This window comes from Streptomyces albiaxialis, from assembly GCF_039530985.1.
Classification (GTDB): domain Bacteria; phylum Actinomycetota; class Actinomycetes; order Streptomycetales; family Streptomycetaceae; genus Streptomyces; species Streptomyces albiaxialis.
In genome coordinates this window covers 20,680-43,539 of record NZ_BAAAPE010000008.1, presented here as the reverse complement: position 1 = coordinate 43,539, position 22,860 = coordinate 20,680, and the positions used below count along the sequence as shown (strand labels likewise).

The following is a 22,860-nucleotide window of genomic DNA, read 5'->3' as shown; positions in this document are numbered from 1 at the left end:
CCTCGCACACGTTTCCGTGCACGCGCTTTCAGCCCGAGCTTAAGCCAGCCGCCGACGCTCGCCTCACGGCTCCCCTCACGCTCCCCGGGAGGAGGGCGTCAGCCGGATGATCACGGACTTGCTGGCCGGGGTGTTGCTGGTGTCGGCCGTGGCGTCGAGGGGGACGAGGACGTTCGTCTCCGGGTAGTACGCCGCTGCGCAGCCGCGCGCCGTGGGGTAGTGGACGACGCGGAAGCCGCGCGCGACCCGTTCGACGCCGTCGCTCCACTCGCTGGTCAGGTCGGCGTACGCGCCGTCGGCGAGGCCCAGTTCCTCGGCGTCCTCCTTGCGGACGAGGACGACGCGGCGGCCGTTCTTGATGCCGCGGTAGCGGTCGTCCAGGCCGTAGACAGTGGTGTTGTACTGGTCGTGGGAGCGCAGCGTCTGGAGGAGCAGACGGCCCTCGGGCACCTCGGGGTATTCGACGGGGGCGGCGGTGAAGTTGGCCTTGCCCGTGGCCGTGGGGAAGCTGCGGGAGTCACGCGGTGCGTGCGGGAGGGCGAAGCCGCCCGGACGGGCGACCTTCGCGTTGAAGTCCTCGAATCCGGGCACGACCCGGGCGATACGGTCGCGGATCAGGCCGTAGTCGCCCTCGAACTCCTCCCACGGCACCCGGGAGCGGTCGCCGAGCACGGCGCGGGCGAGGCGGGCGACGATCGCGGGCTCGGAGAGCAGCCTGCTGCTCGCGGGCGCGAGGCGGCCGCGCGAGGCGTGGACCATGCCCATGGAGTCCTCGACGGTGACGAACTGCTCGCCGCCGCGCTGGGTGTCCCGCTCGGTGCGGCCGAGCGTCGGCAGGATCAGGGCGCGGGCGCCGGTGACGCAGTGCGAGCGGTTGAGCTTGGTGGAGACGTGCACGGTGAGGCGGGCGCGGCGCATGGCGGCCTCGGTGACGTCCGTGTCGGGCGAGGCGGAGACGAAGTTGCCGCCCATGGCGAAGAAGACCTTGGCCTCGCCGTCGCGCAGGGCGCGGATGGCGCGCACCACGTCGTACCCGTGCTCGCGGGGCGCGTCGATGCCGAACTCCTTCTCCAGCGCGTCCAGGAACGCGGGCGCGGGCCGCTCGAAGATGCCCATGGTGCGGTCGCCCTGCACATTGCTGTGTCCCCGTACGGGGCAGACGCCGGCGCCCTCGCGGCCGACGGCGCCGCGCAGCAGGAGGAGGTTGACGACCTCGCGGATGGTCGGCACGGAGTGCTTGTGCTGGGTGAGGCCCATGGCCCAGCACACGATGGGGCGGCGGGAGGCGAGGATCATCTCCAGGGCGCGCTCGATCTCGTCCCTGGTCAGGCCGGTCGCGCGCAGGGTCTCGTCCCAGTCGGCCTCGCGCGCGGCCTTCGCGAACTCCTCGAAGCCGTGCGTGTACGTCTCCACGAACTCCCGGTCGACGGCGCCCTCGTGGCCGTTCTCCGCGCGCTCCAGGATCAGCCGGTTGAGCGTACGGAAGAGGGCCTGGTCGCCGCCGATGCGGATCTGGAGGAACAGGTCGGTGAGCGGGGTGCCGCCCGCGGCGAGCCCCTTGGGCGTCTGCGGGTTCTTGAACCGCTCCATCCCGGCCTCGGGCAGCGGATTGACCGTGATGATCTTCGCGCCGCCCGCCTTCGCCTTCTCCAGCGCGGAGAGCATCCGGGGGTGGTTGGTGCCGGGGTTCTGGCCCGCGACGATGATCAGGTCCGCCTTGTGCAGGTCCTCCAGGAGGACGCTGCCCTTGCCGACGCCGAGGGTCTCGGTGAGGGCGGAACCGGAGGACTCGTGGCACATGTTGGAGCAGTCCGGCAGGTTGTTCGTGCCGAACTCGCGGGCGAAGAGCTGGTAGAGGAACGCGGCCTCGTTGCTCGTACGGCCCGAGGTGTAGAAGACCGCCTCATCGGGTGACGCGAGCGCGGTCAGCTCCTCGGCGATCAGCGAGAACGCCTTCTCCCAGGACACGGGCTCGTACGCCTCGGCGCCCTCCGCGAGGAACATGGGCTCGGTGAGACGGCCCTGCTGCCCGAGCCAGTACCCGGAGCGGGTGGCCAGGTCGGCGACGGGGTGCGCGGCGAAGAAGTCCCGGGTCACGCGCCGGGTGGTCGCCTCCTCGGCGACGGCCTTGGCCCCGTTCTCGCAGAACTCCGCCGCGTGCCGCTTGTCGCCCTCCGGCCAGGCGCAGCCGGGGCAGTCGAACCCGTCCTTCTGGTTGACGCGCAACAGGGTCAGCGCGGTGCGCCGCACGCCCATCTGCTCCCGCGCCATCTTCAGCGAGTGCGCGACGGCGGGGATCCCGGCGGCGGCATGCTCGGGGGCGCTGACCTGCGGCGCGTCCTGGACCGGATCGGAGGAAGGGGCTTTGCGGCTCATCCCCCGATGGTGCCTCTTGGGGGGCAGCCGACGCCAGAGGGTGGCCCCTGGTGCCCCCGTGTCCTCTTCAGGGGGCTGGGTGGAGACTGCCCCGTCCTGTGCTTCGCAGGCCGCGCCCGCGTCGTGGCTTGGCGCGCAGTTCCCCGCGCCCCTGAAAGACGGCCTCATCAGACGTGCCCCGTCAGGGGCACGGGGAACTGCGCGAGCGGCCACAGCGTGCCCGCGGCCTGCGACGGCGGGCGAGGGGCAGTCCCTGCTCAGGCAACTGTGCAGACAAAACGCAAAAAATAGGGCACAAGGGACGTCGGCGGGGACTGTCAGTAGGACATGGGAGTATCGGGGACGTGGCTAAGACGGCATCGAAGACGACCCCCAAGACGGCGGCATCCAAGGAGAAGAGCGAGGCCCCTCGCCTGCTCCTCATGGACGGGCACTCCCTCGCGTACCGCGCGTTCTTCGCGCTGCCCGCGGAGAATTTCTCCACGACCACGGGCCAGACGACGAACGCGATCTACGGCTTCACGTCCATGCTGATCAACACGTTGCGTGACGAGGCGCCCACGCACTTCGCCGTCGCCTTCGACGTCTCCCGCAAGACCTGGCGCTCGGAGGAGTTCGCGGAGTACAAGGCGAACAGGTCCAAGAGCCCCGACGAGTTCAAGGGCCAGGTCGAGCTGATCGGCGAGCTGCTGGACGCCATGAAGGTCCGCCGGTTCGCGGTGGACGGCTTCGAGGCCGACGACGTCATCGCCACCCTCGCCACCCAGGCCGAGGCCGAGGGCTTCCAGGTCTCCATCGTCACCGGCGACCGCGACGCCTTCCAGTTGGTGTCGGACAACGTGACGGTGCTCTATCCCACCAAGGGCGTCTCCGAGCTGACCCGCTTCACCCCCGAGAAGGTCCAGGAGAAGTACGGGCTGTCCCCGTCGCAGTATCCGGACTTCGCCGCCCTGCGCGGCGACCCGTCGGACAATCTGCCGGGCATCCCCGGCGTCGGCGAGAAGACGGCCGCCAAGTGGATCAATCAGTTCGGCTCCTTCGCCGACCTCGTCGAGCGCGTCGACGAGGTAAAGGGCAAGGCCGGGCAGAACCTGCGCGAGCACCTGGAGGCCGTGAAGCTCAACCGCCGCCTGACCGAGATGGTGCGCGACGTCGCGCTGCCCGACCGCCCCGAGGACCTGGTCCGCGCGCCGTACGACCGTACGGCGATCGGCGTCATCCTCGACGCGCTGGAGTTCCGCAACCAGAACTTCCGCGAGCGCCTCTTCGCCGTCGACCCCGGCTCCGAGGAGGGCGAGGAGCAGGAGGTCGGCGCGGGCGTCGAGGTGGACGGCGTGCTGATCGAGCCGGACGCGCTCGGCCCCTGGCTGGCGGAGCACGGGCACGGCGTCCTGGGCGTCGCCACCGTCGACGTGTGGAAGCTGGGCAGCGGCAGCGTGAGCGAGATCGCGCTCGCGACGCCCACGGGCCCGGCCGCCTGGTTCGACCCGGCGAAGCTCACGGAGGCCGACGAGCGGGCGTTCGCCGCCTGGCTCGCGGACGCCTCCCAGCGCAAGGTGATGCACGACGCGAAGGCCCTCATGCGGGTCTTCGCCGACCACGGCTGGAGCGTGGACGGCGTATGGATGGACACCGCCCTGGCCGCGTATCTGGACAAGCCCGGCCGCCGCTCCTTCGCGCTGGACGCGCTCTCCGTCGAGTATCTGGGCCGGGAGCTGATGCCCACCGCAGAGGCCGACGGACAGCTCGCGCTCGGCGTGGACGAGCAGGCGGAGGCCGACGCGCTGATGACCAAGGCGCGCACCATCCTCGACCTGGGCGCGGCCTTCGAGACCCGCCTGGAGCAGGTCGGCGCCGAGGAGCTGCTGCGCGATCTGGAGCTGCCGACGTCCGCGATGCTCGCGCGGATGGAGCGGGCCGGCATCGCGGCCGACCGCGAGTGGCTGACGAACATGGAGCAGCAGTTCGCCGACGCGGTCCAGCAGGCCGTGTCCGAGGCGCATGCCTCGGTGGGCCATGAGTTCAATCTCGGCTCGCCCAAGCAGCTCCAGGAGGTCCTCTTCGGCGAGCTGGGCCTGCCCAAGACGAAGAAGACCAAGACGGGTTACACGACGGATGCCGACGCCCTGGCCTGGCTCGCCGCCCAGACCGAGCACGAGCTGCCGGTCATCATGCTGCGCTACCGCGAGCAGCAGAAGCTGCGCACCACCGTCGAGGGCCTGATCAAGACCATCGCGCCGGACGGACGTATCCACACGACGTTCAACCAGACGGTGGCCGCCACGGGACGCCTCTCCTCCACCGACCCGAACCTGCAGAACATCCCGGTGCGGACCGACGAGGGCCGGGCCATCCGCCGCGGCTTCAAGGTCGGCGAGGGGTACGAGTCGCTGCTCACCGCCGACTACAGCCAGATCGAGCTGCGCGTCATGGCCCATCTCTCCGAGGACGAGGGCCTGATCGAGGCGTTCACCTCCGGCGAGGACCTGCACACCACGGTCGCCTCGCAGGTCTTCGGCGTCGAGAAGTCCGAGGTCGACCCGGAGATGCGCCGCAAGATCAAGGCGATGTCCTACGGGCTGGCGTACGGGCTGTCCGCCTTCGGCCTCTCCCAGCAGCTCGGCATCACGCCGGACGAGGCCCGCAAGCTGATGGACACCTTCTTCGAGCGCTTCGGCGGGGTGCGGGACTATCTCCAGCGCGTCGTGGAAGAGGCCCGCGCCACGGGATACACCCACACGATCATGGGCCGCCGCCGCTATCTCCCGGACCTCAACAGCGACAATCGCCAGCGCCGCGAGATGGCCGAGCGCATGGCGCTGAACGCACCGATCCAGGGCACGGCCGCGGACATCGTCAAGGTCGCGATGCTGAAGGTCGACGCGGCCCTGCGGGCGAAGAAGCTGGAGTCCCGGATGCTGCTCCAGGTCCACGACGAGATCGTGCTGGAGGTCGCGCCGGGCGAGCGGGCCCAGGTGGAGGAGCTGCTCCGCGAGGAGATGGCCTCCGCGGCCGACCTCCGCGCCCCCCTGGACGTCTCGGTCGGCTCCGGCCAGGACTGGGAGTCCGCGGCGCACTAGCCCGGGCATGAGGGACTGAAGAAGGTCGGAGAGGGGCCGGAGGGCCCCCGGAGAGGGATGGCCCTCTCCGGGGGCCTCCGTACGAGGGGTGACGGCACCGGAAACCCCGGAAGAACCATGCTCGTTGATCACGTCAAAATGGGGTCACAAGTGTCAGAAGTGCTCTGGGCCCACTGACTTAGGGCCCGGACTTGCCGTAGGGTCACGGATGACTGCGTCCCCAGGGGAGAGGACGGGACTGACCAATGGCGCGGTACCGCGGCAGGCACGCAGCAGCCAAGCAGAAGGCCACCGGCGAGGACGGCACGCACCGCCTCGGCGGGTTCGTCGGCACGAGCAGATTCCGCCGGGGGCTGGGCGGCACCGCGGTCGCGGCCGTGGCGATGGCCGCGCTGACCGCCTCGCAGGCGCCCGGCGCCGTGCTCGGCGGCGGTGGCGGCAAGGACGACGGCAAGCGCGCGGACTCCGCGCCCGGTGACCGTACGCCCGGCGACGGCTCGTTCCACACCGAACTGCCCCCGCTGGAGAGCCCCGAGCCGCCCAAGAAGGGCTCGCCCGACGCCCCCGGCATGGGCGACGCCGATTCCGGCATCCCCGCCTCGCTCCTGTCCGCGTACAAGAACGCGGAGAAGAAGGTCTCCCCCGGCTGCGGTCTGCCCTGGGAACTCCTCGCCGCCATCGGCAAGGTGGAGTCCGGCCAGGCACGCGGCGGCGCGGTCGACAAGGAGGGCACGACCCTCCGCCCGATCCTCGGCCCGGTGCTGAACGGCGCGGGATTCGCGAACATCAAGGACACCGACGGCGGGGCGTACGACGGCGACGAGAAGTACGACCGTGCCGTCGGCCCCATGCAGTTCATCCCCTCCACGTGGGAGCGCTGGGGCCAGGACGGCAACGGGGACGGCCGCAAGGACCCGAACAACATCCACGACGCGGCGCTCGCCGCCGGCGAGTACCTGTGCGCCAGCGACCGCAACCTCGCGGTCAAGGCCGACCTGGACCGCGCCATACTCAGCTACAACAACTCGAACGACTACCTGCGCACCGTCCTCGCCTGGTTCGACTTCTACCGCGACGGCACGCACGAGGTCCCGGACGGCAAGGGCGTGCTGCCCACCTCGCCGGGCGCGGGCGGCGCGGACGACACCGCCAAGGGCTCCCCGGACGGCGGTTCGGGCTCGGGCTCGGGCTCCGGGTCCGGCTCCGGCGGCAAGGGCAAGGGCCCCGGCAAGGGGAAGCCCGGCAAGGGCGGCGGCTCCGGCGGCAAGGAATCGGACAAGCCCAACAAGCCGGGCAGGCCCGGCGGTGGCGGGGGCGGCGGCAACAGCCCGGGTCCCGGCCCGTCCGACCCCGAGGCCCCGAGCCCCAGCCCGAGCCCCACGGGCCCGGCGAGTCTGGAGCGGGTCGGCGCGAAGGACTTCACAGCGGTCACCGGCACGGACTTCGCCGAGCGCCCCCGGGTCCGCGTCGAGAACTCCAAGGGCAAGGGCGTCAAGAACGTCAAGGTCCAGTTCGAGGTCCGCGGCGAGACCGGCGCGGCCTTCTCCGGCGGCGCGAAGAAGATCACCGTGCGCACCGCGGCCGACGGCACGGCCACGGCACCGGCGCTCGCCGCGGGCGACACGGCGGGCAAGTTCACGCTGCGCGCCACGGTGCCCGGCGAGAAGCTCGCCGCCGTGGACTTCGCCGCCTCCGTCACGGCTCCCGAGGCCGACGTCCTCGTGCGGACGACGGACGGCGCGCTGGAGACCGCCAAGGGCGACGGGTTCGCCAAGCCGGTCGAGGTCAAGGCCACGAACAACGGCAAGGCCGCGGCGGGCGTCGCCGTCTCCGCGACGATGGCCGACGCGGCGAAGGGCCCGTTCTTCAAGGACGCCAACGGCAAGCCGCTGCGCGCCCTGAAGGGGCTCAAGACCAACGCCAACGGCGTCCTGCGGCTCCCGACGATCTACGCCGACGGCAACGCGGGCACGTTCACCCTCCGCCTCAAGGCGGCGGGCGGGGCCACGCTCGCGGTCAAGCTGACGGTGAAGTAGCAGCCGGACAGCGCCTTCCCTCCGTCCCGCCGGGCACCCGCCCGGCGGGACGGAGGCGTTTCCGGGGCCGCGTCGTCCGGCCGCGGCGCCCCGCGCGGGCCCTCACGTGCCGGGCGCGAGCCGGGAGCGTGCGGGGTGCGTGCCGGGCGCGTCGGAGTGCGTGCGGCGGACACGGGCAACCGCGGGGCTCCCGTACGCCGTTCGACGCTCCGGACACGGGCGACGGCGTGAAGTCACCGGCGTACGCGGGCTTCCGCGCGGTTCCCATCCGCGCCGCCCGTTGCTACGGTGCCCCCGCCCCGTTCCTGACGCTGCATCAGATGTCGTGGACATCGCCGCGGCCCGACGCTGGGAGGTGCCGACGTATGCGTGCCCTGATCGCCGCGGGGATCGGCCTCGCCGCCGCGTTCGCTCTCGTTCTCACGATGACGGCCGTCGGCGCCCCGCCCGGCGAGACCTCGCCGAAACCGCTGCACACCACCGTCCCCGCGCACCCCTAGCCGCAGGAGGCAGCATGCGCCGGAGAGCGAGCCTGGTCCTCCTCGCCTTCGCGGTGTTCTTCGCCGCGCTCTCGCCCCTGATTCGCTGGTACGCGTTCCCCCGGCTGGCGAAGATCCCGCCGAGCCAGTACCAGGCCATGGTCCTGGAGGCCAAGAACGCGACGCTCCTCGACTACGCCACCATGAAGTCCAAGAAGGTCCCCAAGGTCAGCATCGTGCAGACCCTGAAGGGCAACGTGGAGGCCGCGGAGAAGGTCAAGGACAGCACCGGCCGGGACGTCGTCGTCTGGGACACCCTCAGCTACGTCGCCGACCCCAAGGGCAAGCTCGTCTCCAGCATCCCGGAGCGGTACGTCTTCGACGCCCACACCCAGGAGCCCGTCCACGCGGGCGGCGAGCACGTCGACGGCGACAAGGTCCGCCGCGAGGGCATCGAGTACAAGTGGCCGTTCCTCACCGAGAAGCGCGACTACGAGTACTACGACTTCCAGGCCCGCACCTCGGCCCCCATCCACTACAAGGGCACCCGCACCGTGAAGGGCCTGGAGACCTACTACTTCGAGCAGACCATCCCCTGGACCAAGGTCAAGGTCCCCAAGAAGCTGCCGCTCGGCGCCACGCCCAAGGTCGTCGAACAGATGGGCCTGGAGCGCTGGTACAGCACCAAGCGCATGTTCTGGGTCGAGCCCACCACGGGCGCGCCCGTCGACGGGCAGGAGATCCACAAGGAGCAGATGCGCTGGACGGACAAGCCGGAGAAGAAGCCGCTCACGGCGTTCGCCGGGCACGTCAAGATGCGCCCCGACTTCCAGAACGAGTCCGTCGACCTGATCAAGTCCCAGCGCCAGCTCATCCTGCTGATGACCGCGTATCTGCCCTGGGGCTTCGCCGGCCTCGCCGCCGTCCTCCTCGCGCTCTCCCTCACCCTGGAGTACCGCGCGCGCCGCCCGGGCGACCCCGCGCCGGACGGGGACCGGGAGGCGCCCGAGCCCGACCACCCCGTGCCGCCTCCGCCGGGTCCGCCGGGTCAGCCGCCGGTCGTCAACGCCTGAGCCGCGCCTTGGTGTGCCGCGTCGGCTCCGCCGCCGTCGGGTCCTCGGGCCAGGGGTGCTTGGGATAGCGCCCCCGCAGCTCCGCCCGTACGCCCTTGTAACCGTCCCGCCAGAACGACGCCAGGTCGGAGGTCACGGCGGCGGGACGGCCCGCGGGGGAGAGGAGGTGCACGAGAACGGGCACGCGCCCGCCCGCCAGCCGGGGCGTCTCGCGCGCCCCGAACATCTCCTGCACCTTCACGGCCAGTACGGGCTGCTCGGGACGCCCGTAGTCGATCCGTACGCGCGACCCCGACGGCACCTCGATCCGCTCGGGCGCCAGCTCGTCGAGGCGGGCGGCGTCGCCTGTGGACCAGGGGAGGAGGGAGTTGAGGAGATCGGCGCCGGTGGGCGGACGGGAGCCCGTGAGCCACTCGTCCGCGCCGGCCACCAGCGCCTCGTCCGACACGTCGGGCCACGGTTCGCCCAGGGCGTGACGCAGGAACGCCAGCCGCGCGCGCAGCGCGAGCGCCCCCTCCGACCAGCGCAGCAGCGCCGGGCCCCGCGCGCGGAGCGCGTCCAGCAGCGCGGCACGCGCCTGGGCGGGGTCGGGGTCGCGCACGGGGCGCGAGGCCAACTCGACCGCGCCCAGCGCCTCCACCTCGCGCGCGGTCACCGCGCCGCGCTCCGCGTCCCACCGCACCTCGGTCCGTACGGTGCGCAGCGCGCCCGCCGCCTCGGCTGCCGTCCGCTCGTCGACCGGCGCGGCCAGCCGCACCCGCGCGGACGCGGCCCCCACGGGCCGGTCGGCGACGGCCACCGCCAGCCACGGCGCATGCCGCAGCCGCGTCTCCCGGGCCAGCTCGGCGCCCGTACCGGACACCATGAGATACGAGGTCTCACCCCGCGCCCGGGCGACCCGCTCCGGATAAGCGAGCGCGACGACGACCCCGACGACCTCCTCATCGCCCACCGGAGCCGCCCCGCCGCTCCCACCGCCCGCCGAACCCCCGACGGCACCGCGCGCTGCCCCGCCAGCCGGGCCACCCGGCGCCCCGCCCGGGGTGCGGCCAGCCGCCCCGGCCGCCGTGCCCCTTACCTCGCGCGCTGCCGCGCCGTCCGCTGTCCCGCCAGCCGGGCCGCCCGGCGCTTTGTGGGACGCGCGTCCCACCGCTCCCGCTGCCGCGCCGCTCGCCGCGCGGTCCGACCCGCTGCCCGAGGCGTACACGCCGCTGTCGGCATCGGCATCGGCGTCGGCGTCGGTGCCGTCCGGCACGTCCGGTCCGGGCGCGGGCTCTGCTTCCAGGAGGCGGCGGAGGCGGCGGGTCTCGGCGGACCAGCGGGTGCCGTACGGGTCGTGGCGGGCCGTGCGGCGGGCGGTGCGGAGGGCCTCGGCGGCGTCGTCGCCGTAGGCGCGCGGCGGTTCCTCGCTGAGCAACGCGACGGCTTCGGCGGCCCGTTCGGGGCCGACGACGGCCGCGCCGTCGAGCAGCGCACGCGCCAGCCGGGGGTGCAGGCCGAGGCGCGCCATACGCGTGCCGCGCTCGGTGACGCGCCCCGCGCCGTCCAGCGCGCCCACGGCGCGCAGCGTCTCCCCGGCCGCCGCCATCGCCCCCTCCCGGGGCGCGTCGAGCAGGGCCAGGCCGCGCGCTTCGGGCGCGCCCCAGCAGGCCGCCTGGAGCGCGAACGCCGCCAGGTCGGCCACCGCGATCTCCGGCGACGGCTCGCGCGGGCGCCCCGCGTCCTCGGCCTCCGCCCAGCAGCGGAACACCGTTCCCGGCGCCTCGCGCCCCGCGCGCCCCCTGCGCTGCTCGGCGCCCGCGACCGACACGCGCACCGTGGTGAGCGCCCCCAGGCCCCGGGCGTGGTCCATGCGCGGCTCGCGCGCCAGCCCGGAGTCGACCACGGCCCGCACCCCGGGAACGGTCAGGCTCGACTCGGCCACGGACGTCGAGAGGATCACCCGCCGCCCCGGCCCCGAACGGCCCCGCAGCACCGCCTCCTGGACCGTGGCCGGAGCGCGCCCGTGGAGCTGGAGGACCTCGGCTCCGGGACCGCCGGCGCCCTCCAGCAGCGCCGCCACCCGGCCGATCTCCCCGACGCCCGGCAGGAAGCACAGCACGTCGCCCTCCTGCACGGCGTCGAGCGCCTCCCGTACGGTCGCCGCGACGTGCCGCAGCAGCGCCGGATCGACCCAGGTCCCGTGCGCCGGGCGCACTCCGGAGGGCGGCGGCGCGTACCGCACCTCCACCGGATGACTCGTGCCCCGTCCGGACACCACGGGCGCGGTCAGGAGCCGCGCCCACGCCGCGCTGTCCTGCGTCGCGGAGGCGGCGACCAGCCGCAGCTCGGGACGGAGCGTCTCCCGTACGTCCAGGAGGAAGGCCAGCGCGGTGTCCGCGTCCAGGTGCCGTTCGTGGCACTCGTCGACCAGGACGACGTCCACGCCCGGCAACTCCTGGTCGCGCTGGAGCCGCTGGAGGAGCACGCCGGTCGTCACGACCTCGACCCGAGTGCGCGGCCCCGCCCGCCGCTCGCCGCGCACGGTGAACCCGACGCGCTCGCCGGGGCGTTCGCCCAGCAGCCACGCCATCCGCCGCGCGGCGGCGCGCGCCGCCATCCGGCGGGGCTCGGCGACGAGCACGCGCCGCCCGGGCGCCCCCGCCCCCGAGTCCTGGCCGAGGAGCCCGGCCAGCGCGAGCGGCACGAGGGTCGTCTTGCCGGTGCCGGGCGGCGCGTGGAGCACGGCGGCCCCGTGCGCGTCGAGGGCGTCCCGCAGCTCCGGCAGCGCCTCCCGTACGGGCAGCCGCCGCAGCGCCTCCGTACGCTCCGTACGTTCCGTCCCCACCAAGGTCACTCCGGTCCAGTCAGCGGTCCGTCCGTCAGTCCCGTTCGCACACGAAGATCGCCGTGCCGGGGATCAGCCTTCCGCGCAGCGGGGACCAGCCGCCCCACACCTGCTGGTTCCACTCGGGCCACTCCGGCTCCACGAGGTCCACCAGGCGGAAACCGGCGCCGACCACGTCCCGCACCCGGTCGCCGAGCGTCCTGTGGTGCTCGACGTAGACGGTGCGGCCCTGGGCGTCCTCCTCGACGTACGGCGTGCGGTCGAAGTACGAGGACAGCACCGCCAGCCCCTCCCGCCCCGGCTCGTCGGGCAGGGCCCAGCGCAGCGGGTGCGTGACGGAGAAGACCCACCGGCCCCCGGGCCGCAGCACCCGGCGCACCTCGCGCAGCACGCGCTCCGGGTCGGCGACGAAGGGGAGCGCGCCGAAGGCCGAGCAGGCGAGGTCGAAGGAGCCGTCGGCGAAGGGGAGCGCGCGGGCGTCGGCCTCGACCAGGGGGAAGGCGGGTACCTCGGCGGACCCGCCGAGCCCGTCGCCGATCCGCAGCGCGTGCTGGAGCTGCCGGTGCGCGAGGTCGAGCGCGACGGGACGGGCGCCCTGCGCCGCCAGCCAGCGCGAGCACTGCGCGGCGCCCGCGCCGATCTCCAGCACGGCCGCCCCCGCCAGCGCCCCGGCGGGCGCCAGCAGCCGCGCCTCCTCCTCGTCGAGCCCTTCGGGGCACCAGACGAAGCGCGCGTCGCCCAGGAACTCTCCGTGGTCCTTCTGGTACTCGTCGGCGTTGCGGTCCCACCACATCCGGTTCGCGCGGCTGCTCTCGGCGTCCCCGGCGGGCCGTCGCACGGCCTCCGCCTCGTCCGTGATCTCGTCCATGGCACCTGGCACCTGGCACCCTTCGTCGTACTCTTGGCACCGGACCCCGTGCGATGTCGCAGAGGCGCTGCACACAGGCCCGGCGCAGGAAGTTCTGCCGGGTATGGGACGGTCCGTCCCAGGTGTGCTCTTTCGCGCATTGACCATGCCCAGCGGCCCCCGTATGCTACAAGTTGCGCTGCGGGCCTGCGCGCCTCAGACGGAGCAGGTCGCGCTCGCATCGGTTGTATTGTCCCCTCGGGTTTCCGGCTTTCAAGCTGTCCGGCTGGCGTGCACGTGGTGCGATAGAGGGCTCTCGGCGTAGCAGTACCTACGACTTCATGTCCGTACCGGAGACCCTTTCCCACATGACGAGCAGCACCGAGACCTCCGCCACCACTCCGCAGGTTGCGGTAAACGACATCGGTTCCGAGGAAGCCTTCCTCGCCGCGATCGACGAGACGATCAAGTACTTCAACGACGGCGACATCGTCGACGGCGTCATCGTGAAGGTCGACCGGGACGAGGTCCTGCTCGACATCGGTTACAAGACCGAAGGTGTCATCCCTTCCCGTGAGCTGTCGATCAAGCACGACGTCGACCCCAACGAGGTCGTCGCCGTCGGTGACGAGATCGAGGCCCTGGTTCTCCAGAAGGAGGACAAGGAAGGCCGCCTGATCCTCTCGAAGAAGCGCGCCCAGTACGAGCGCGCCTGGGGCACCATCGAGAAGATCAAGGAAGAGGACGGCATCGTCACCGGTACCGTCATCGAGGTCGTCAAGGGCGGCCTCATCCTCGACATCGGCCTGCGCGGCTTCCTCCCGGCCTCCCTGGTCGAGATGCGCCGCGTCCGCGACCTCCAGCCCTACGTGGGCAAGGAGCTCGAAGCCAAGATCATCGAGCTGGACAAGAACCGCAACAACGTGGTCCTGTCCCGCCGTGCCTGGCTCGAGCAGACCCAGAGCGAGGTCCGCCAGACCTTCCTCACCACCCTCCAGAAGGGCCAGGTGCGCTCCGGCGTCGTCTCCTCCATCGTCAACTTCGGCGCCTTCGTGGACCTGGGTGGCGTGGACGGACTCGTGCACGTCTCCGAGCTGTCCTGGAAGCACATCGACCACCCCTCCGAGGTCGTCGAGGTCGGCCAGGAGGTCACGGTCGAGGTCCTGGACGTCGACATGGACCGCGAGCGCGTCTCCCTGTCGCTCAAGGCGACCCAGGAAGACCCGTGGCAGCAGTTCGCCCGGACCCACCAGATCGGCCAGGTCGTTCCCGGCAAGGTCACCAAGCTGGTGCCGTTCGGTGCGTTCGTCCGCGTCGACGAGGGCATCGAGGGCCTGGTCCACATCTCCGAGCTGGCCGAGCGCCACGTGGAGATCCCGGAGCAGGTCGTCCAGGTCAACGACGAGATCTTCGTCAAGGTCATCGACATCGACCTGGAGCGTCGCCGCATCAGCCTCTCGCTGAAGCAGGCCAACGAGTCCTTCGGCGCCGACCCGTCGGCCGTCGAGTTCGACCCGACGCTCTACGGCATGGCCGCGTCCTACGACGACCAGGGCAACTACATCTACCCCGAGGGCTTCGACCCGGAGGCCAACGACTGGCTGGACGGGTACGAGAAGCAGCGCGAGGAGTGGGAGCGCCAGTACGCCGAGGCGCAGCAGCGCTTCGAGCAGCACCAGGCGCAGGTCATCAAGTCCCGCGAGGCCGACGAGCAGGCGGCCGCCGAGGGCGCGACCTCCGGTGGCGCTCCGGCCCCGGTGGGCGGCGGTGGCCAGGGTGGCGGCTCGTACTCGTCCGAGGGCTCGGACGAGGACTCCGGCGCCCTCGCGTCGGACGAGGCGCTCGCCGCGCTCCGCGAGAAGCTGGCCGGCGGCCAGAGCTGAGGGCTCGCCGCTAGGCGTTAGCCGATAAGAGGCCCGCACCCCTTTCCGGGGGTGCGGGCCTCTTGGCGTTGAGACTGAAGAGAGGCTGCCCCTTGACGTGCGTCGCAGGCTGCGGCCTTCGTCGTGGTTGCTCGCGCAGTTCCCCGCGCCCCTGAGGCCCTAGTCGCCGACCGGCACTCCTGGGTTGGTCAGGCCCTTGCCGCCCTTCACCGTGTTGTCCCCGGAGACGGTCACGGGGCAGGACCGCTCGTCGTAGTTCGTCACGTTGATCGCGAACTGGTCCTTGCCGGAGGCGCCCGTGAGGTCGGAGTGGTTGCCGCGGAACACGGCCCCGCAGCCCCAGCCGTCCTGCTGCTCGTGCGTCTCGAAGCCGCTGTTCGTCGTGTTCTTGCCGGTGTTGTCCTCGACGAGGACGTCGTTGCCCTTGATGTCGACCCAGGAGTCGTCGTAGTTGGCGCCGGTCAGGCCGTCGCCGTCGAAGGTGTTGCCGATGATCTTCGCCCCTGTCGTGCCCTCCTTGATGTCGATGCTCTCGCCGCCGACTCCGGGCCCGATCGTGTTGTTCTCGATCAGGATGTCGTCGCTCTTGTCGTCCGTTCCGCCCGCGCTGCCGACGTAGACGCCCTCGCCCATGCCGCGGCCGTTCTTGCCGGTGTCGCGGACGGTGGAGTTCTTGATCGAGCCGTTCGAGCTGGACTCGCGCCAGTGGACGCCCTCCATGTCGAGGTCGTGCACGGTGACCCCGTCGATATGGACGCCGTCGGCGCCGTCCATGACGATGCCCTTCTGGCCGCCGGTGACGGTGAAGCCCTTCAGGTTCCAGTGACCCGCGCCGTCGAGGTGCAGGCCGTAGCCGCCGCCGGCCGTGAGGACCGCCTTCTCCGAGCCGGTGAGGGTGATGGGGGAGCCCTCGGTACCGGCCTTGGCGGTCTTGAAGTTGCCCTTGTAGGTGCCGTCGGCGAGCTGGATGGTGTCGCCCGCTCCGGCGTCGGAGAGCGCGGCCTTGAGCCCGGCGGCGTCGCTGACCTCGATCACCTCGCGCGGCCCGGGGCCGGAGGCGCCCGCGGTCGCGTTGCCGATAGCCGCGTTGCCGACGGCGAGGGCGCCCGCGCCCAGCAGCGCCGCGGACGACAGGGCGAGGACTCTTCGGGTGCGCATGGGGACTCCTGGCTGTGGGGGACATGTATGTGAACGCAGGCCGTTCACATGAACTCCTGCGGTGTCCGGTGAAGCTAGGGTCGGGGCGCGTACGCGTCAAGAGGTCCGGCGCGAGGAAAGTTAGGAACCTTTCCAGTCGGGGTGACGGGGCGGACACGAGAGACGCCCGGTACCGGGAATGCCGCTCCGCCAGCGGACGTTGACGATACGTATGCCAGAGGAGCGTGAAGCAGTGGATCCGCAAGGTATGTACGTGTGGGAGCAGAGCGGCCTGGACGCGGTCGACGCGATCGTCGGCGAGCCCGAGAGCGCGGGTCTCGTGATGCTCTATCACTTCGAGGGATTTATGGACGCCGGGGACACCGGCGAGCAGATCGTGGAGCGGCTCCTGGACAGCCAGCCCTCCCTCACGGTGGCCCGCTTCGACGTCGACCGGCTGATCGACTACCGCGCCCGGCGCCCGATGATGACCTTCCGCCGCGACCAGTGGGTGGCGTACGAGACGCCGAAGCTGGAGCTGCGCCTGATGCGGGACGCGACCGGCGCCCCGTTCCTGCTGCTCGCGGGCCCGGAGCCGGACAGCGAGTGGGAGGCCTTCGCCTCCGCCGTCCGCGAGATCGTCGACCGCGTGCGCGCCCGCCTCGCCGTGAACTTCCACGGGATCCCCATGGGCGTCCCCCACACCCGCCCCGTCGGCCTCACGCCGCACGGGAACCGGACGGAGCTGATCCCCGGCCACCGTTCGATGTTCGACGAGGCCCAGGTCCCCGGCAGCGCCGCGGCCCTGATCGAGCTGCGGCTGGCCGAGAGCGGGCACGACGTGCTCGGCGTCGTCGCGCACGTCCCGCACTACATCGCCCGGTCCACCTATCCCGACGCGGCCCTGGTCGTCGCCGAGGCCATCACCTCGGCCACCGGCCTCGTGCTGCCCGAGGTGGCCCACCAGCTCCGCACCGAGGCCCTGCGCACGCAGAACGAGATCGAGCGCCAGCTCGCCGAGGGCGACGAGGAGCTGGTCTCCGTCGTCCGCGGCCTGGAGCAGCAGTACGACGCGGTGGCGGGTGCCGAATCGCGCGGCAATCTCGTCGCCGAGCCCGTCGAGCTGCCCTCGGCGGACGAGCTGGGAGAGGTCTTCGAGCGCTTCCTCGCCGAGCGCGAGGGCGACGGGGAGGGCGGCGGTGGCGGCGGAGCCGCGGGAGGCGGCCCGGCCGGGCGCTGACCTGCCTGCTTCACCCTCCGGGTATCGAGCGTCGGGTGTCGAGCGCCGGGCGGGCTGGCGCGGTGGCGCGGGGCATGGCCGTATAGCGTGTCCCGCATGGTCAAGGTCGGTCTGACAGGCGGAATCGGTGCCGGGAAGAGCGAGGTCTCGCGGCTGCTCGCGGCGTACGGCGCGGTGATCATCGACGCGGACCGGATCTCGCGCGAGGTCGTCGAGCCCGGGACCCCCGGACTCGACGCGATCGTCGCGGAGTTCGGCAAGGAGATCCTCACCCCCGACGGGGCGCTGGACCGGCCGAGGCTGGGCGCGCTCGTGTTCTCCGACACCGAGCGCCTCGCCGCGCTCAACGCGATCGTCCACCCGCTGGTCGGCGCCCGCTCCGCGGAGCTGGAGCGCGAGGCGGGCGAGGACGCCGTCGTCGTGCACGACGTGCCGCTGCTGGTGGAGAACGGGCTGGCGCCGCTCTACGACGAGGTCGTCGTCGTCGACGCCTCCCCCGAGAGCCAGCTCGAACGGCTCGTCGGAGCGCGGGGCATGGACGAGGGCGAGGCCCGCGCCCGTATGGCCGCCCAGGCCACCCGCGAGGAGCGCCTCGCGGTCGCCGACGCCGTGATCGACAACGACGGCCCGCTGGAGGACCTGGAGCCGCAGGTGCGCCGCCTCTGGGAGCGCTGGACCGCCTCCTAGCCGCCCGTACGTACCGCGTGGTCGCCCGTACCGCCTGGCGCCCCTGCGGAAAGGGGGCGCGGGGGACGGCGGCGGGCGGGTTGGATGGGGGCATGACCCGTGTAGACAGCAAGCGCGCGGCGACCGGTGCGATGACGGGGCTCGCGCTCGGGGACGCGCTCGGCTTCCCCACCGAGTTCAACGACGTCCCGCGGATCCTGGAGAAGTGCGGCCCCTGGCGCGACATGGCGTTGCCCGCGCCCGCGTACGTCACGGACGACACCCAGATGAGCCTGGCCCTGGGGCGGGGGCTGCGCACCGCGGCGGAACGCGGCCCGCTCACGCCGTCGCGGGTGGTCCGCCCGGTCCGCGAGGAGTACGTGGAGTGGTGGCGCTCTCCGGAGAACAACCGCGCGCCGGGGCGTACGTGCCTCGTCGCGTGCGAGCTGCTCAGCCATGACGAACGCCGCTGGCAGGAGGCGAGCCAGGTCGGTTCGAAGGGCTGCGGCGCGACGATGCGCGTGGCGCCCGTCGGACTGCTGCCGGGGCTGCCGGGCCTGCCGGGGACGCCGGGCCTGTCGGGGTCGTCGGGGCCATCGGCGGCGCCGGGGTTGTCGGACGAGGCGAGGTCCGGTGTGGCGCAGCTCCAGGCGGCGCTCACCCACGGCCACCCCACCGCGCTCGCGGCGAGCGACCTGGTGGCGTGGACGATACGGCTGCTCGCGCACGGCACGCCGCCGGGCTCGCTCCTCCGCGAACTGCGTGCGTACGCCCGGGAGAACCGCTCCCGCTACCACGAGTGGTGGCTCGGCGACCTGTGGCGGTTCGCGCACGACCACGGTCCCGTGGAGTTCATCGAGCGGGGCTGGGACGAGTGCCTCGACGTGCTCGACCGGGTGGAGGCCGCGCTGCGCGCGCCCGATCCGGAGGCCGACCCCTGCGAGGCGACCGGGGAGGGCTGGGTCGCCGAGGAGTCGCTGGCCACCGCGCTGCTGTGCTTCCTGCTCTTCCCCGAGGAGCCGCTGACCGCGCTGCGCCGCGCGGCCTGCACCGCCGGGGACTCCGACTCGCTCGCGTGCCTCACCGGCGCCTTCGCGGGGGCGTATCTCGGCGCGGGCTGCTGGCCGTCCGACTGGGCCGAGCGGATCGAGTACCGGGGGGAACTCCTCGCCCTCGGTGCGCTCTGGGACGCCTGAACGGGAGAACGGGACAAGGGGGAGGACGGGGCGGGAATGCGGTGTGCGTTCCGCTTGTTGTGACGGGCGACTGAAGCGGAAGGAGGGCGGCGTGACCGTGACGAGCCCCGAGACCAACATCATTCAGTTCCGCGCGGCGGAGCGGCTGCTCGACGCACGCGATCCCCGTGGTGCGGTCACCCTGCTGGACGGTGTGATCGCGGACCACCCCGAGCACACGGCGGCGCGGCTGCTGCGCGCGCGGGCGTATTTCCTGGAGGCGCGGCTGCGGTCCGCCGAGGAGGAGTTCGGCTGGGTGCTGGAGCGCGAGCCGGACAACGCGTTCGCGCACTTCGCGCTCGCGCGGACCCTGCAGCGTGCCTCGCGTTCCGAGGAGGCCCGCCGGCACTTCCGGCTGGCCGCCGCGCTCGATCCGCGCCCCGACTTCGTCGAGGCGGCGGGGTTCGCCAGCTTCGAGCCCCCGGAGCCCGGCACCCCGTCGGAGGAGCTGGGGAACTGAGCGGGGGCGATCCCGCGGCACGCGTCGAGCGGCCCGAGGGCGGCAGCGCCCGGGGGCCGCTCAGCGCTGCGCCGCCGCCCGGTCCGCCGCCCAGTGCGCGAGGGCGGTGAAGTCCGCCTTCCGCAGGCCCTTTCGGGGGCTCACATGGTGCAGCAGCGCGGGGCCCTCGTGGTGCGCGGCCACGAACCGCCGCTCCCGCTCCCCGATCGCGTCGTCGACCCAGGCGAACGGGCGTCCGTCCGCCCACGCGACGATGTGCCGGGTCTTCCACAGCAGCCCGTCCAGCTCCGGCCCCGCGTCCCCGGGCCACTCGATCACCGGGAGCCGCGGCAGCCCCAGCACCGGGCCGATGAACTCGTTGGCCTCGTGGGCCCAGGCCGTGGCCCACACCAGCTCGTAGGGGAGCGCGCGGAGCAGCTCGCCGTGCGCCGCGCGCAACCGCACGCGGTACGGCCGCACCGTCTCGGCGGGCGCCGGCGCGTACCGCGCGACGAGGCTCGGCGGCTTGATGAGGTGCGTCGTGTAGCCGCGCGGCAGCCAGGAGAACCGCGTCGCGAACGGGTTCAGCGGGCCGTCGACGTCGAGCAGCAAGAGCGGGCGGGAGCCCGGACGTTCGCTCATTTCTCGAACGTACCCGCGCGGCCGTGCGGCGGCACGCGATCTGGCGGTGCCGCTCCCGCTGTTCTACCGTGATCCGTATGGACGTTGAGGCCGCCGCAGCCCTTGTCGCCGCCGCCGGGACCGCCGTGGGGACCGGCGCCGCGAGTGCCGCCGGGGAATCGGCGTGGCAGTCCCTCGTCAGCCTCGCGCGCCGTGCGACGGGCCGCGCGCCGGGCGGGCAGGAGGACGCCGCCGACCCCGGCGGCCGGGTGCCGGACGGGGACGTGTCGGACGGGGAAGCGCTGGACGGGGTGGTGGACGGCGAAGTGCTGGACGCGCCCGACGCCGCGACCGCACGGGAGTTCGCCGCCCGGCTCCGGCAGCGTGCCGACCAGGACGCCGAGTTCGCCGCGCGGTTGTGCGAGTGGGCGGAGACGCACCGCGCGACGATCGAGGCGACGCAGCTCCGCGACGAGTCCGTGGTGGAGAACAAGATCGTCGGCTCCCGCGTCACGGGCCCCGTCATCCAGGCTCGCGACATCCACGGCGGCATCACCCTCAACTGAGAGCCCCTGACCTCTGGCTCCCGGGCTCCCGAACCCCTCCGCAGCGCAGCGTCCGATTTCCGCCAGCACGGTGGCCCGTACGGTCGCACCGTGGAGGCATGAACGACCCCACCACGCCCACGACGTCACCCGCGAGCCGCGCCGCCGCGCGGGCGGCCGCGCAGGTCGCCGCGCAGGACTGGGACGCGCTCGCCGAGGAGCTGGACGCGTACGGCAGCGCGCTGACCGGCCCGCTCCTCACGCCCGACCAGTGCGGCGAGATCTCCAGCCTGTACGACGACACCGCGCGCTTCCGCTCGACCGTCGACATGGCCCGCCACCGCTTCGGTTTGGGGCAGTACCGCTACTTCACGCACGAGCTGCCGGAGACGGTCGCCGCGCTGCGGGCCGCGTTCTACCCGTGCCTGCTGCCCGTCGCCCGCCTCTGGGCGGAACGGCTCGGCCGCCCCGCGCCCTGGCCGGACACGCTGGAGGAGTGGCTGGAGATGTGCCACGCGGCGGGCCAGCCGCGCTCGGCGCAGATCCTGCTGCGGTACGGGCCGGGCGACTGGAACGCCCTGCACCGCGACGTGTTCGGCGAGATGCTCTTCCCGCTCCAGGTCGTCGTCGGGCTCGACGTGCCCGGCACGGACTACACCGGCGGCGAGTTCCTGATGACCGAGCAGCGGGCCCGCGCCCAGTCGCGCGGCTTCTCCACGACGCTGCCCCAGGGGCACGGGCTCGTCTTCACGACCCGCGACCGCCCCGTGGCCCCCACGCGGGGCTGGGCCAACGGCCCGATGCGGCACGGCGTGAGCACCGTACGCTCCGGCCGCCGCCGCACGCTCGGCCTCGTCTTCCACGACGCGGCGTGAGGGCGCGGCACGCGGGCGTACGCCCGTACACGCTGCTGGACGCCGGGGGAGCGCCGTACGCGAGCGACGTGCCCGGCACGGTCGGCGGGCACCGCGGGGCGCGGCTCTACGGGCGCCTCGACTGCCCCTCGGCGCTGCGGGCCCTCGCGCGCGGGCAGTACGCCGCGCACCGGGTCTTCTTCCGCGACGAGGCGACCGCCGTCGCCGCCGGATACCGCCCGTGCGCCGTATGCCTGCCCGTCGCGTACGCGCGCCGGCGCGAAGGACGTGAGGCGTGATGGCCCCGTCCCCGCTGATCGGGTCTCCTCCGCCGGACTCCCCGCTGACCCCGTCCCCGCTGATCGGGCCCGGGGAACTCTCCGCGTACGGCCCGCTGCCCGCGCCGCGTCCGCACACGGGGGCCGAACTCGCGGCCGTGGAACGGTTGCTCGCGCCGCCCGGCGCGGAAGCGGGGTCCGTGGCCGTCGGGCACGGGAGGGACGACGCGTCGCGGGCCGCCGCGGGGGCGTTCGCGGACGCGTGGCGGGCGCGCGGCGGTACGGTCGCCGCCGTCGTGAACTGGCCGGAGACGGCCGCCTCCTGGCTCCGTGCCGCGCGGCGCCTGACGGAGGCCGAGCCGGACGCGTGGGTGGTCGCCGCGGCCCTGCCCGGATTCGCCCAGCTCGCCCGCAGGCTGCGCCACAGCACCGGCTGGGACCCGTCCCGTACGGTCGCGTTCGCCTCGCTCCACGACTCCCGCCTCCCGGCGCTCGCCGGGCGCGACGCCGTGCACGGGCTGCGCGGCGCGACACCGGAGGGCGGCACCTGGGAGATCCGGGGCACCTGGCTCGTCGACTGCCCGGACGTGTCCGGGCCCGTGCCCGGAGGGTCAGTCCTCGGCGGCGGGCGGGGGCGCCTGCGGGGGTAACGGCGCTTCGAGGCGGATCAGGTCGCCCACGCCCGCCACGCCCTGGAGGGTGACCGCCAGCGAGAGCAGGGCCTCCCGGACGGCGGCGAGGTCGGCGCGGAGCTGTTCGGCGTGCTCCCACTCGCGCTCGTACGCCACCGGGTCGGTGCCCGCGGGGCGCTGCGACTCGTACGCGGCGAGGCGGGGGTGCCAGGTGGAGAGCAGGGGGCGCAGCACGCGGTTCATCGCGGTCATCGCGAGGACGCCGAAGCTGAGGTGGCCCGGCTGGAGGGGAGGGGCGACCTCGGGCCCGTACTTCTTGAGGATGTCGCGGGTGGTGCCGAACAGCGAGTACAGCGACGAGAGCGCCTCGCGCAGGAAGCCCTCGTCCGGGCCGAGTTCGACCACGGCCACCCGGCTGGCCAGCTCCAGGTACAGCTCCCAGGACGCCCGGCGCTCCGCGTCGGCGGGCTCCCACACGCCGGAGATCTCGCCGAGGAACGGAATGGTCAGCCGCGCCGTGACCTGCGCGGGCCCCGACGTGCGTGCGGGCTTGCCCGTGCTGCGCTGCCTTCGGCTCATGAGTCCCTCCCCGCGCACCCACAGTAGGGTAAG

At 73.1% G+C, this 22,860-nt stretch carries 19 protein-coding genes; 13 read left to right on the top strand and 6 right to left on the bottom strand.

The genetic code is table 11. From position 1 onward, the window contains the following. Positions 1–75 precede the first annotated feature (75 nt). Positions 76–2,376 carry an FdhF/YdeP family oxidoreductase gene (locus ABD343_RS16410; protein ID WP_344528713.1) on the bottom strand — a complete coding sequence of 767 codons (2,301 nt, stop codon included), beginning with the start codon at positions 2,374–2,376 and terminating at the stop codon, positions 76–78. A 344-nt stretch (positions 2,377–2,720) separates the two neighbouring features. On the opposite strand from ABD343_RS16410, the gene polA reads away from it, so the two are divergent. The 4 genes from polA (at position 2,721) to pgfA (ending at position 9,044) form a co-directional block, all read left to right on the top strand. Continuing rightward, the gene (gene polA, locus ABD343_RS16405) at positions 2,721–5,456 is read left to right on the top strand and encodes a DNA polymerase I (protein WP_344528712.1); all 2,736 of its coding nucleotides are present in this window, start codon (positions 2,721–2,723) and stop codon (positions 5,454–5,456) included. Between the two features lie 245 nt (positions 5,457–5,701). Then, positions 5,702–7,492, top strand: coding sequence for a lytic transglycosylase domain-containing protein (locus ABD343_RS16400; RefSeq protein ID WP_344528711.1), 1,791 nt, complete (start codon positions 5,702–5,704; stop codon positions 7,490–7,492). A gap of 365 nt (positions 7,493–7,857) precedes the next feature. Then, the gene (locus ABD343_RS16395; RefSeq protein ID WP_344528709.1) at positions 7,858–7,992 is read left to right on the top strand and encodes an SPW_0924 family protein; all 135 of its coding nucleotides are present in this window, start codon (positions 7,858–7,860) and stop codon (positions 7,990–7,992) included. Between the two features lie 14 nt (positions 7,993–8,006). Continuing rightward, positions 8,007–9,044, top strand: a complete 1,038-nt coding sequence (gene pgfA / locus ABD343_RS16390; protein ID WP_344528707.1) for a cell envelope lipid trafficking protein PgfA — start codon at positions 8,007–8,009, stop codon at positions 9,042–9,044. Here the strand turns inward: pgfA and ABD343_RS16385 are convergent. Continuing rightward, entirely contained in the window at positions 9,034–11,871 is a 2,838-nt protein-coding gene (locus ABD343_RS16385; protein ID WP_344529292.1) for an ATP-dependent RNA helicase, read from the bottom strand. The two genes, pgfA and ABD343_RS16385, sit on opposite strands and share 11 nt — an antisense overlap. A 34-nt stretch (positions 11,872–11,905) precedes the next feature. Beyond that, complete coding sequence (locus ABD343_RS16380) at positions 11,906–12,739, bottom strand: class I SAM-dependent methyltransferase (protein WP_344528705.1); 834 nt, start codon at positions 12,737–12,739, stop codon at positions 11,906–11,908. Positions 12,740–13,086: 347 nt separating this feature from the next. Here ABD343_RS16380 and rpsA point away from each other — a divergent pair, with 347 nt between their 5' ends. Continuing rightward, positions 13,087–14,601 (top strand): 30S ribosomal protein S1, encoded by a 1,515-nt coding sequence (rpsA, locus tag ABD343_RS16375; RefSeq protein WP_344528703.1) that lies wholly within the window; start codon positions 13,087–13,089, stop codon positions 14,599–14,601. A gap of 159 nt (positions 14,602–14,760) precedes the next feature. Here the strand turns inward: rpsA and ABD343_RS16370 are convergent, their stop codons facing one another. After that, positions 14,761–15,759, bottom strand: a complete 999-nt coding sequence (locus ABD343_RS16370; RefSeq protein ID WP_344528701.1) for a right-handed parallel beta-helix repeat-containing protein — start codon at positions 15,757–15,759, stop codon at positions 14,761–14,763. 211 nt (positions 15,760–15,970) lie between these two features. Between ABD343_RS16370 and ABD343_RS16365 the strand changes: the two genes are divergently transcribed. The 4 genes from ABD343_RS16365 to ABD343_RS16350 all read left to right on the top strand — a co-directional run bounded on the left by ABD343_RS16365 (position 15,971) and on the right by ABD343_RS16350 (position 19,339). Then, the gene (locus ABD343_RS16365) at positions 15,971–16,978 is read left to right on the top strand and encodes a proteasome assembly chaperone family protein (RefSeq protein ID WP_344528699.1); all 1,008 of its coding nucleotides are present in this window, start codon (positions 15,971–15,973) and stop codon (positions 16,976–16,978) included. A gap of 96 nt (positions 16,979–17,074) precedes the next feature. Further along, positions 17,075–17,665 carry a dephospho-CoA kinase gene (coaE, locus tag ABD343_RS16360; RefSeq protein ID WP_344528697.1) on the top strand — a complete coding sequence of 197 codons (591 nt, stop codon included), beginning with the start codon at positions 17,075–17,077 and terminating at the stop codon, positions 17,663–17,665. A gap of 92 nt (positions 17,666–17,757) precedes the next feature. Then, positions 17,758–18,840, top strand: coding sequence for an ADP-ribosylglycohydrolase family protein (locus ABD343_RS16355; protein WP_344528695.1), 1,083 nt, complete (start codon positions 17,758–17,760; stop codon positions 18,838–18,840). 97 nt (positions 18,841–18,937) lie between these two features. Beyond that, positions 18,938–19,339 carry a tetratricopeptide repeat protein gene (locus tag ABD343_RS16350; RefSeq protein ID WP_425578209.1) on the top strand — a complete coding sequence of 134 codons (402 nt, stop codon included), beginning with the start codon at positions 18,938–18,940 and terminating at the stop codon, positions 19,337–19,339. Between the two features lie 60 nt (positions 19,340–19,399). Here the strand turns inward: ABD343_RS16350 and ABD343_RS16345 are convergent, their stop codons facing one another. Beyond that, positions 19,400–19,960 (bottom strand): HAD domain-containing protein, encoded by a 561-nt coding sequence (locus ABD343_RS16345; protein ID WP_344528691.1) that lies wholly within the window; start codon positions 19,958–19,960, stop codon positions 19,400–19,402. A 77-nt stretch (positions 19,961–20,037) separates the two neighbouring features. Here ABD343_RS16345 and ABD343_RS16340 point away from each other — a divergent pair, with 77 nt between their 5' ends. The 4 genes from ABD343_RS16340 to ABD343_RS16325 all read left to right on the top strand — a co-directional run bounded on the left by ABD343_RS16340 (position 20,038) and on the right by ABD343_RS16325 (position 22,266). Further along, positions 20,038–20,505, top strand: coding sequence for a hypothetical protein (locus ABD343_RS16340; protein ID WP_344528689.1), 468 nt, complete (start codon positions 20,038–20,040; stop codon positions 20,503–20,505). Between the two features lie 98 nt (positions 20,506–20,603). Continuing rightward, on the top strand, positions 20,604–21,359 hold the full coding sequence (locus ABD343_RS16335) for a 2OG-Fe(II) oxygenase (RefSeq protein WP_344528687.1): 756 nt from the start codon (positions 20,604–20,606) through the stop codon (positions 21,357–21,359). After that, positions 21,356–21,637, top strand: a complete 282-nt coding sequence (locus ABD343_RS16330; protein WP_344528685.1) for an Ada metal-binding domain-containing protein — start codon at positions 21,356–21,358, stop codon at positions 21,635–21,637. Before ABD343_RS16335 ends, ABD343_RS16330 begins: the two co-directional genes overlap by 4 nt. Continuing rightward, a complete protein-coding gene (locus ABD343_RS16325) occupies positions 21,637–22,266 on the top strand; it encodes a type 1 periplasmic-binding domain-containing protein (RefSeq protein ID WP_344529290.1) in 630 nt (209 codons plus the stop codon). Before ABD343_RS16330 ends, ABD343_RS16325 begins: the two co-directional genes overlap by 1 nt. On the opposite strand, the gene ABD343_RS16320 is transcribed toward ABD343_RS16325, so the two are convergent. Then, on the bottom strand, positions 22,228–22,827 hold the full coding sequence (locus tag ABD343_RS16320) for a hypothetical protein (protein WP_344528683.1): 600 nt from the start codon (positions 22,825–22,827) through the stop codon (positions 22,228–22,230). The two genes, ABD343_RS16325 and ABD343_RS16320, sit on opposite strands and share 39 nt — an antisense overlap. Between the last annotated feature and the right edge of the window lie 33 nt (positions 22,828–22,860).

Excerpts from the sequence above, each read along its gene's own strand:
- ABD343_RS16365 (WP_344528699.1), top strand. The coding sequence starts at position 15,971 with ATGCCAGAGGAGCGTGAAGCAGTGGATCCGCAAGGTATGTACGTGTGG.
- ABD343_RS16335 (WP_344528687.1), top strand. The coding sequence starts at position 20,604 with ATGAACGACCCCACCACGCCCACGACGTCACCCGCGAGCCGCGCCGCC.
- ABD343_RS16345 (WP_344528691.1), bottom strand. The coding sequence starts at position 19,960 with ATGAGCGAACGTCCGGGCTCCCGCCCGCTCTTGCTGCTCGACGTCGAC.
- coaE (WP_344528697.1), top strand. The coding sequence starts at position 17,075 with ATGGTCAAGGTCGGTCTGACAGGCGGAATCGGTGCCGGGAAGAGCGAG.
- ABD343_RS16320 (WP_344528683.1), bottom strand. The coding sequence starts at position 22,827 with ATGAGCCGAAGGCAGCGCAGCACGGGCAAGCCCGCACGCACGTCGGGG.
- pgfA (WP_344528707.1), top strand. The coding sequence starts at position 8,007 with ATGCGCCGGAGAGCGAGCCTGGTCCTCCTCGCCTTCGCGGTGTTCTTC.
- ABD343_RS16410 (WP_344528713.1), bottom strand. The coding sequence starts at position 2,376 with ATGAGCCGCAAAGCCCCTTCCTCCGATCCGGTCCAGGACGCGCCGCAG.
- ABD343_RS16400 (WP_344528711.1), top strand. The coding sequence starts at position 5,702 with ATGGCGCGGTACCGCGGCAGGCACGCAGCAGCCAAGCAGAAGGCCACC.
- ABD343_RS16355 (WP_344528695.1), top strand. The coding sequence starts at position 17,758 with ATGACCCGTGTAGACAGCAAGCGCGCGGCGACCGGTGCGATGACGGGG.
- ABD343_RS16395 (WP_344528709.1), top strand. The coding sequence starts at position 7,858 with ATGCGTGCCCTGATCGCCGCGGGGATCGGCCTCGCCGCCGCGTTCGCT.
- rpsA (WP_344528703.1), top strand. The coding sequence starts at position 13,087 with ATGACGAGCAGCACCGAGACCTCCGCCACCACTCCGCAGGTTGCGGTA.
- ABD343_RS16340 (WP_344528689.1), top strand. The coding sequence starts at position 20,038 with ATGGACGTTGAGGCCGCCGCAGCCCTTGTCGCCGCCGCCGGGACCGCC.
- ABD343_RS16325 (WP_344529290.1), top strand. The coding sequence starts at position 21,637 with ATGGCCCCGTCCCCGCTGATCGGGTCTCCTCCGCCGGACTCCCCGCTG.
- ABD343_RS16370 (WP_344528701.1), bottom strand. The coding sequence starts at position 15,759 with ATGCGCACCCGAAGAGTCCTCGCCCTGTCGTCCGCGGCGCTGCTGGGC.
- ABD343_RS16380 (WP_344528705.1), bottom strand. The coding sequence starts at position 12,739 with ATGGACGAGATCACGGACGAGGCGGAGGCCGTGCGACGGCCCGCCGGG.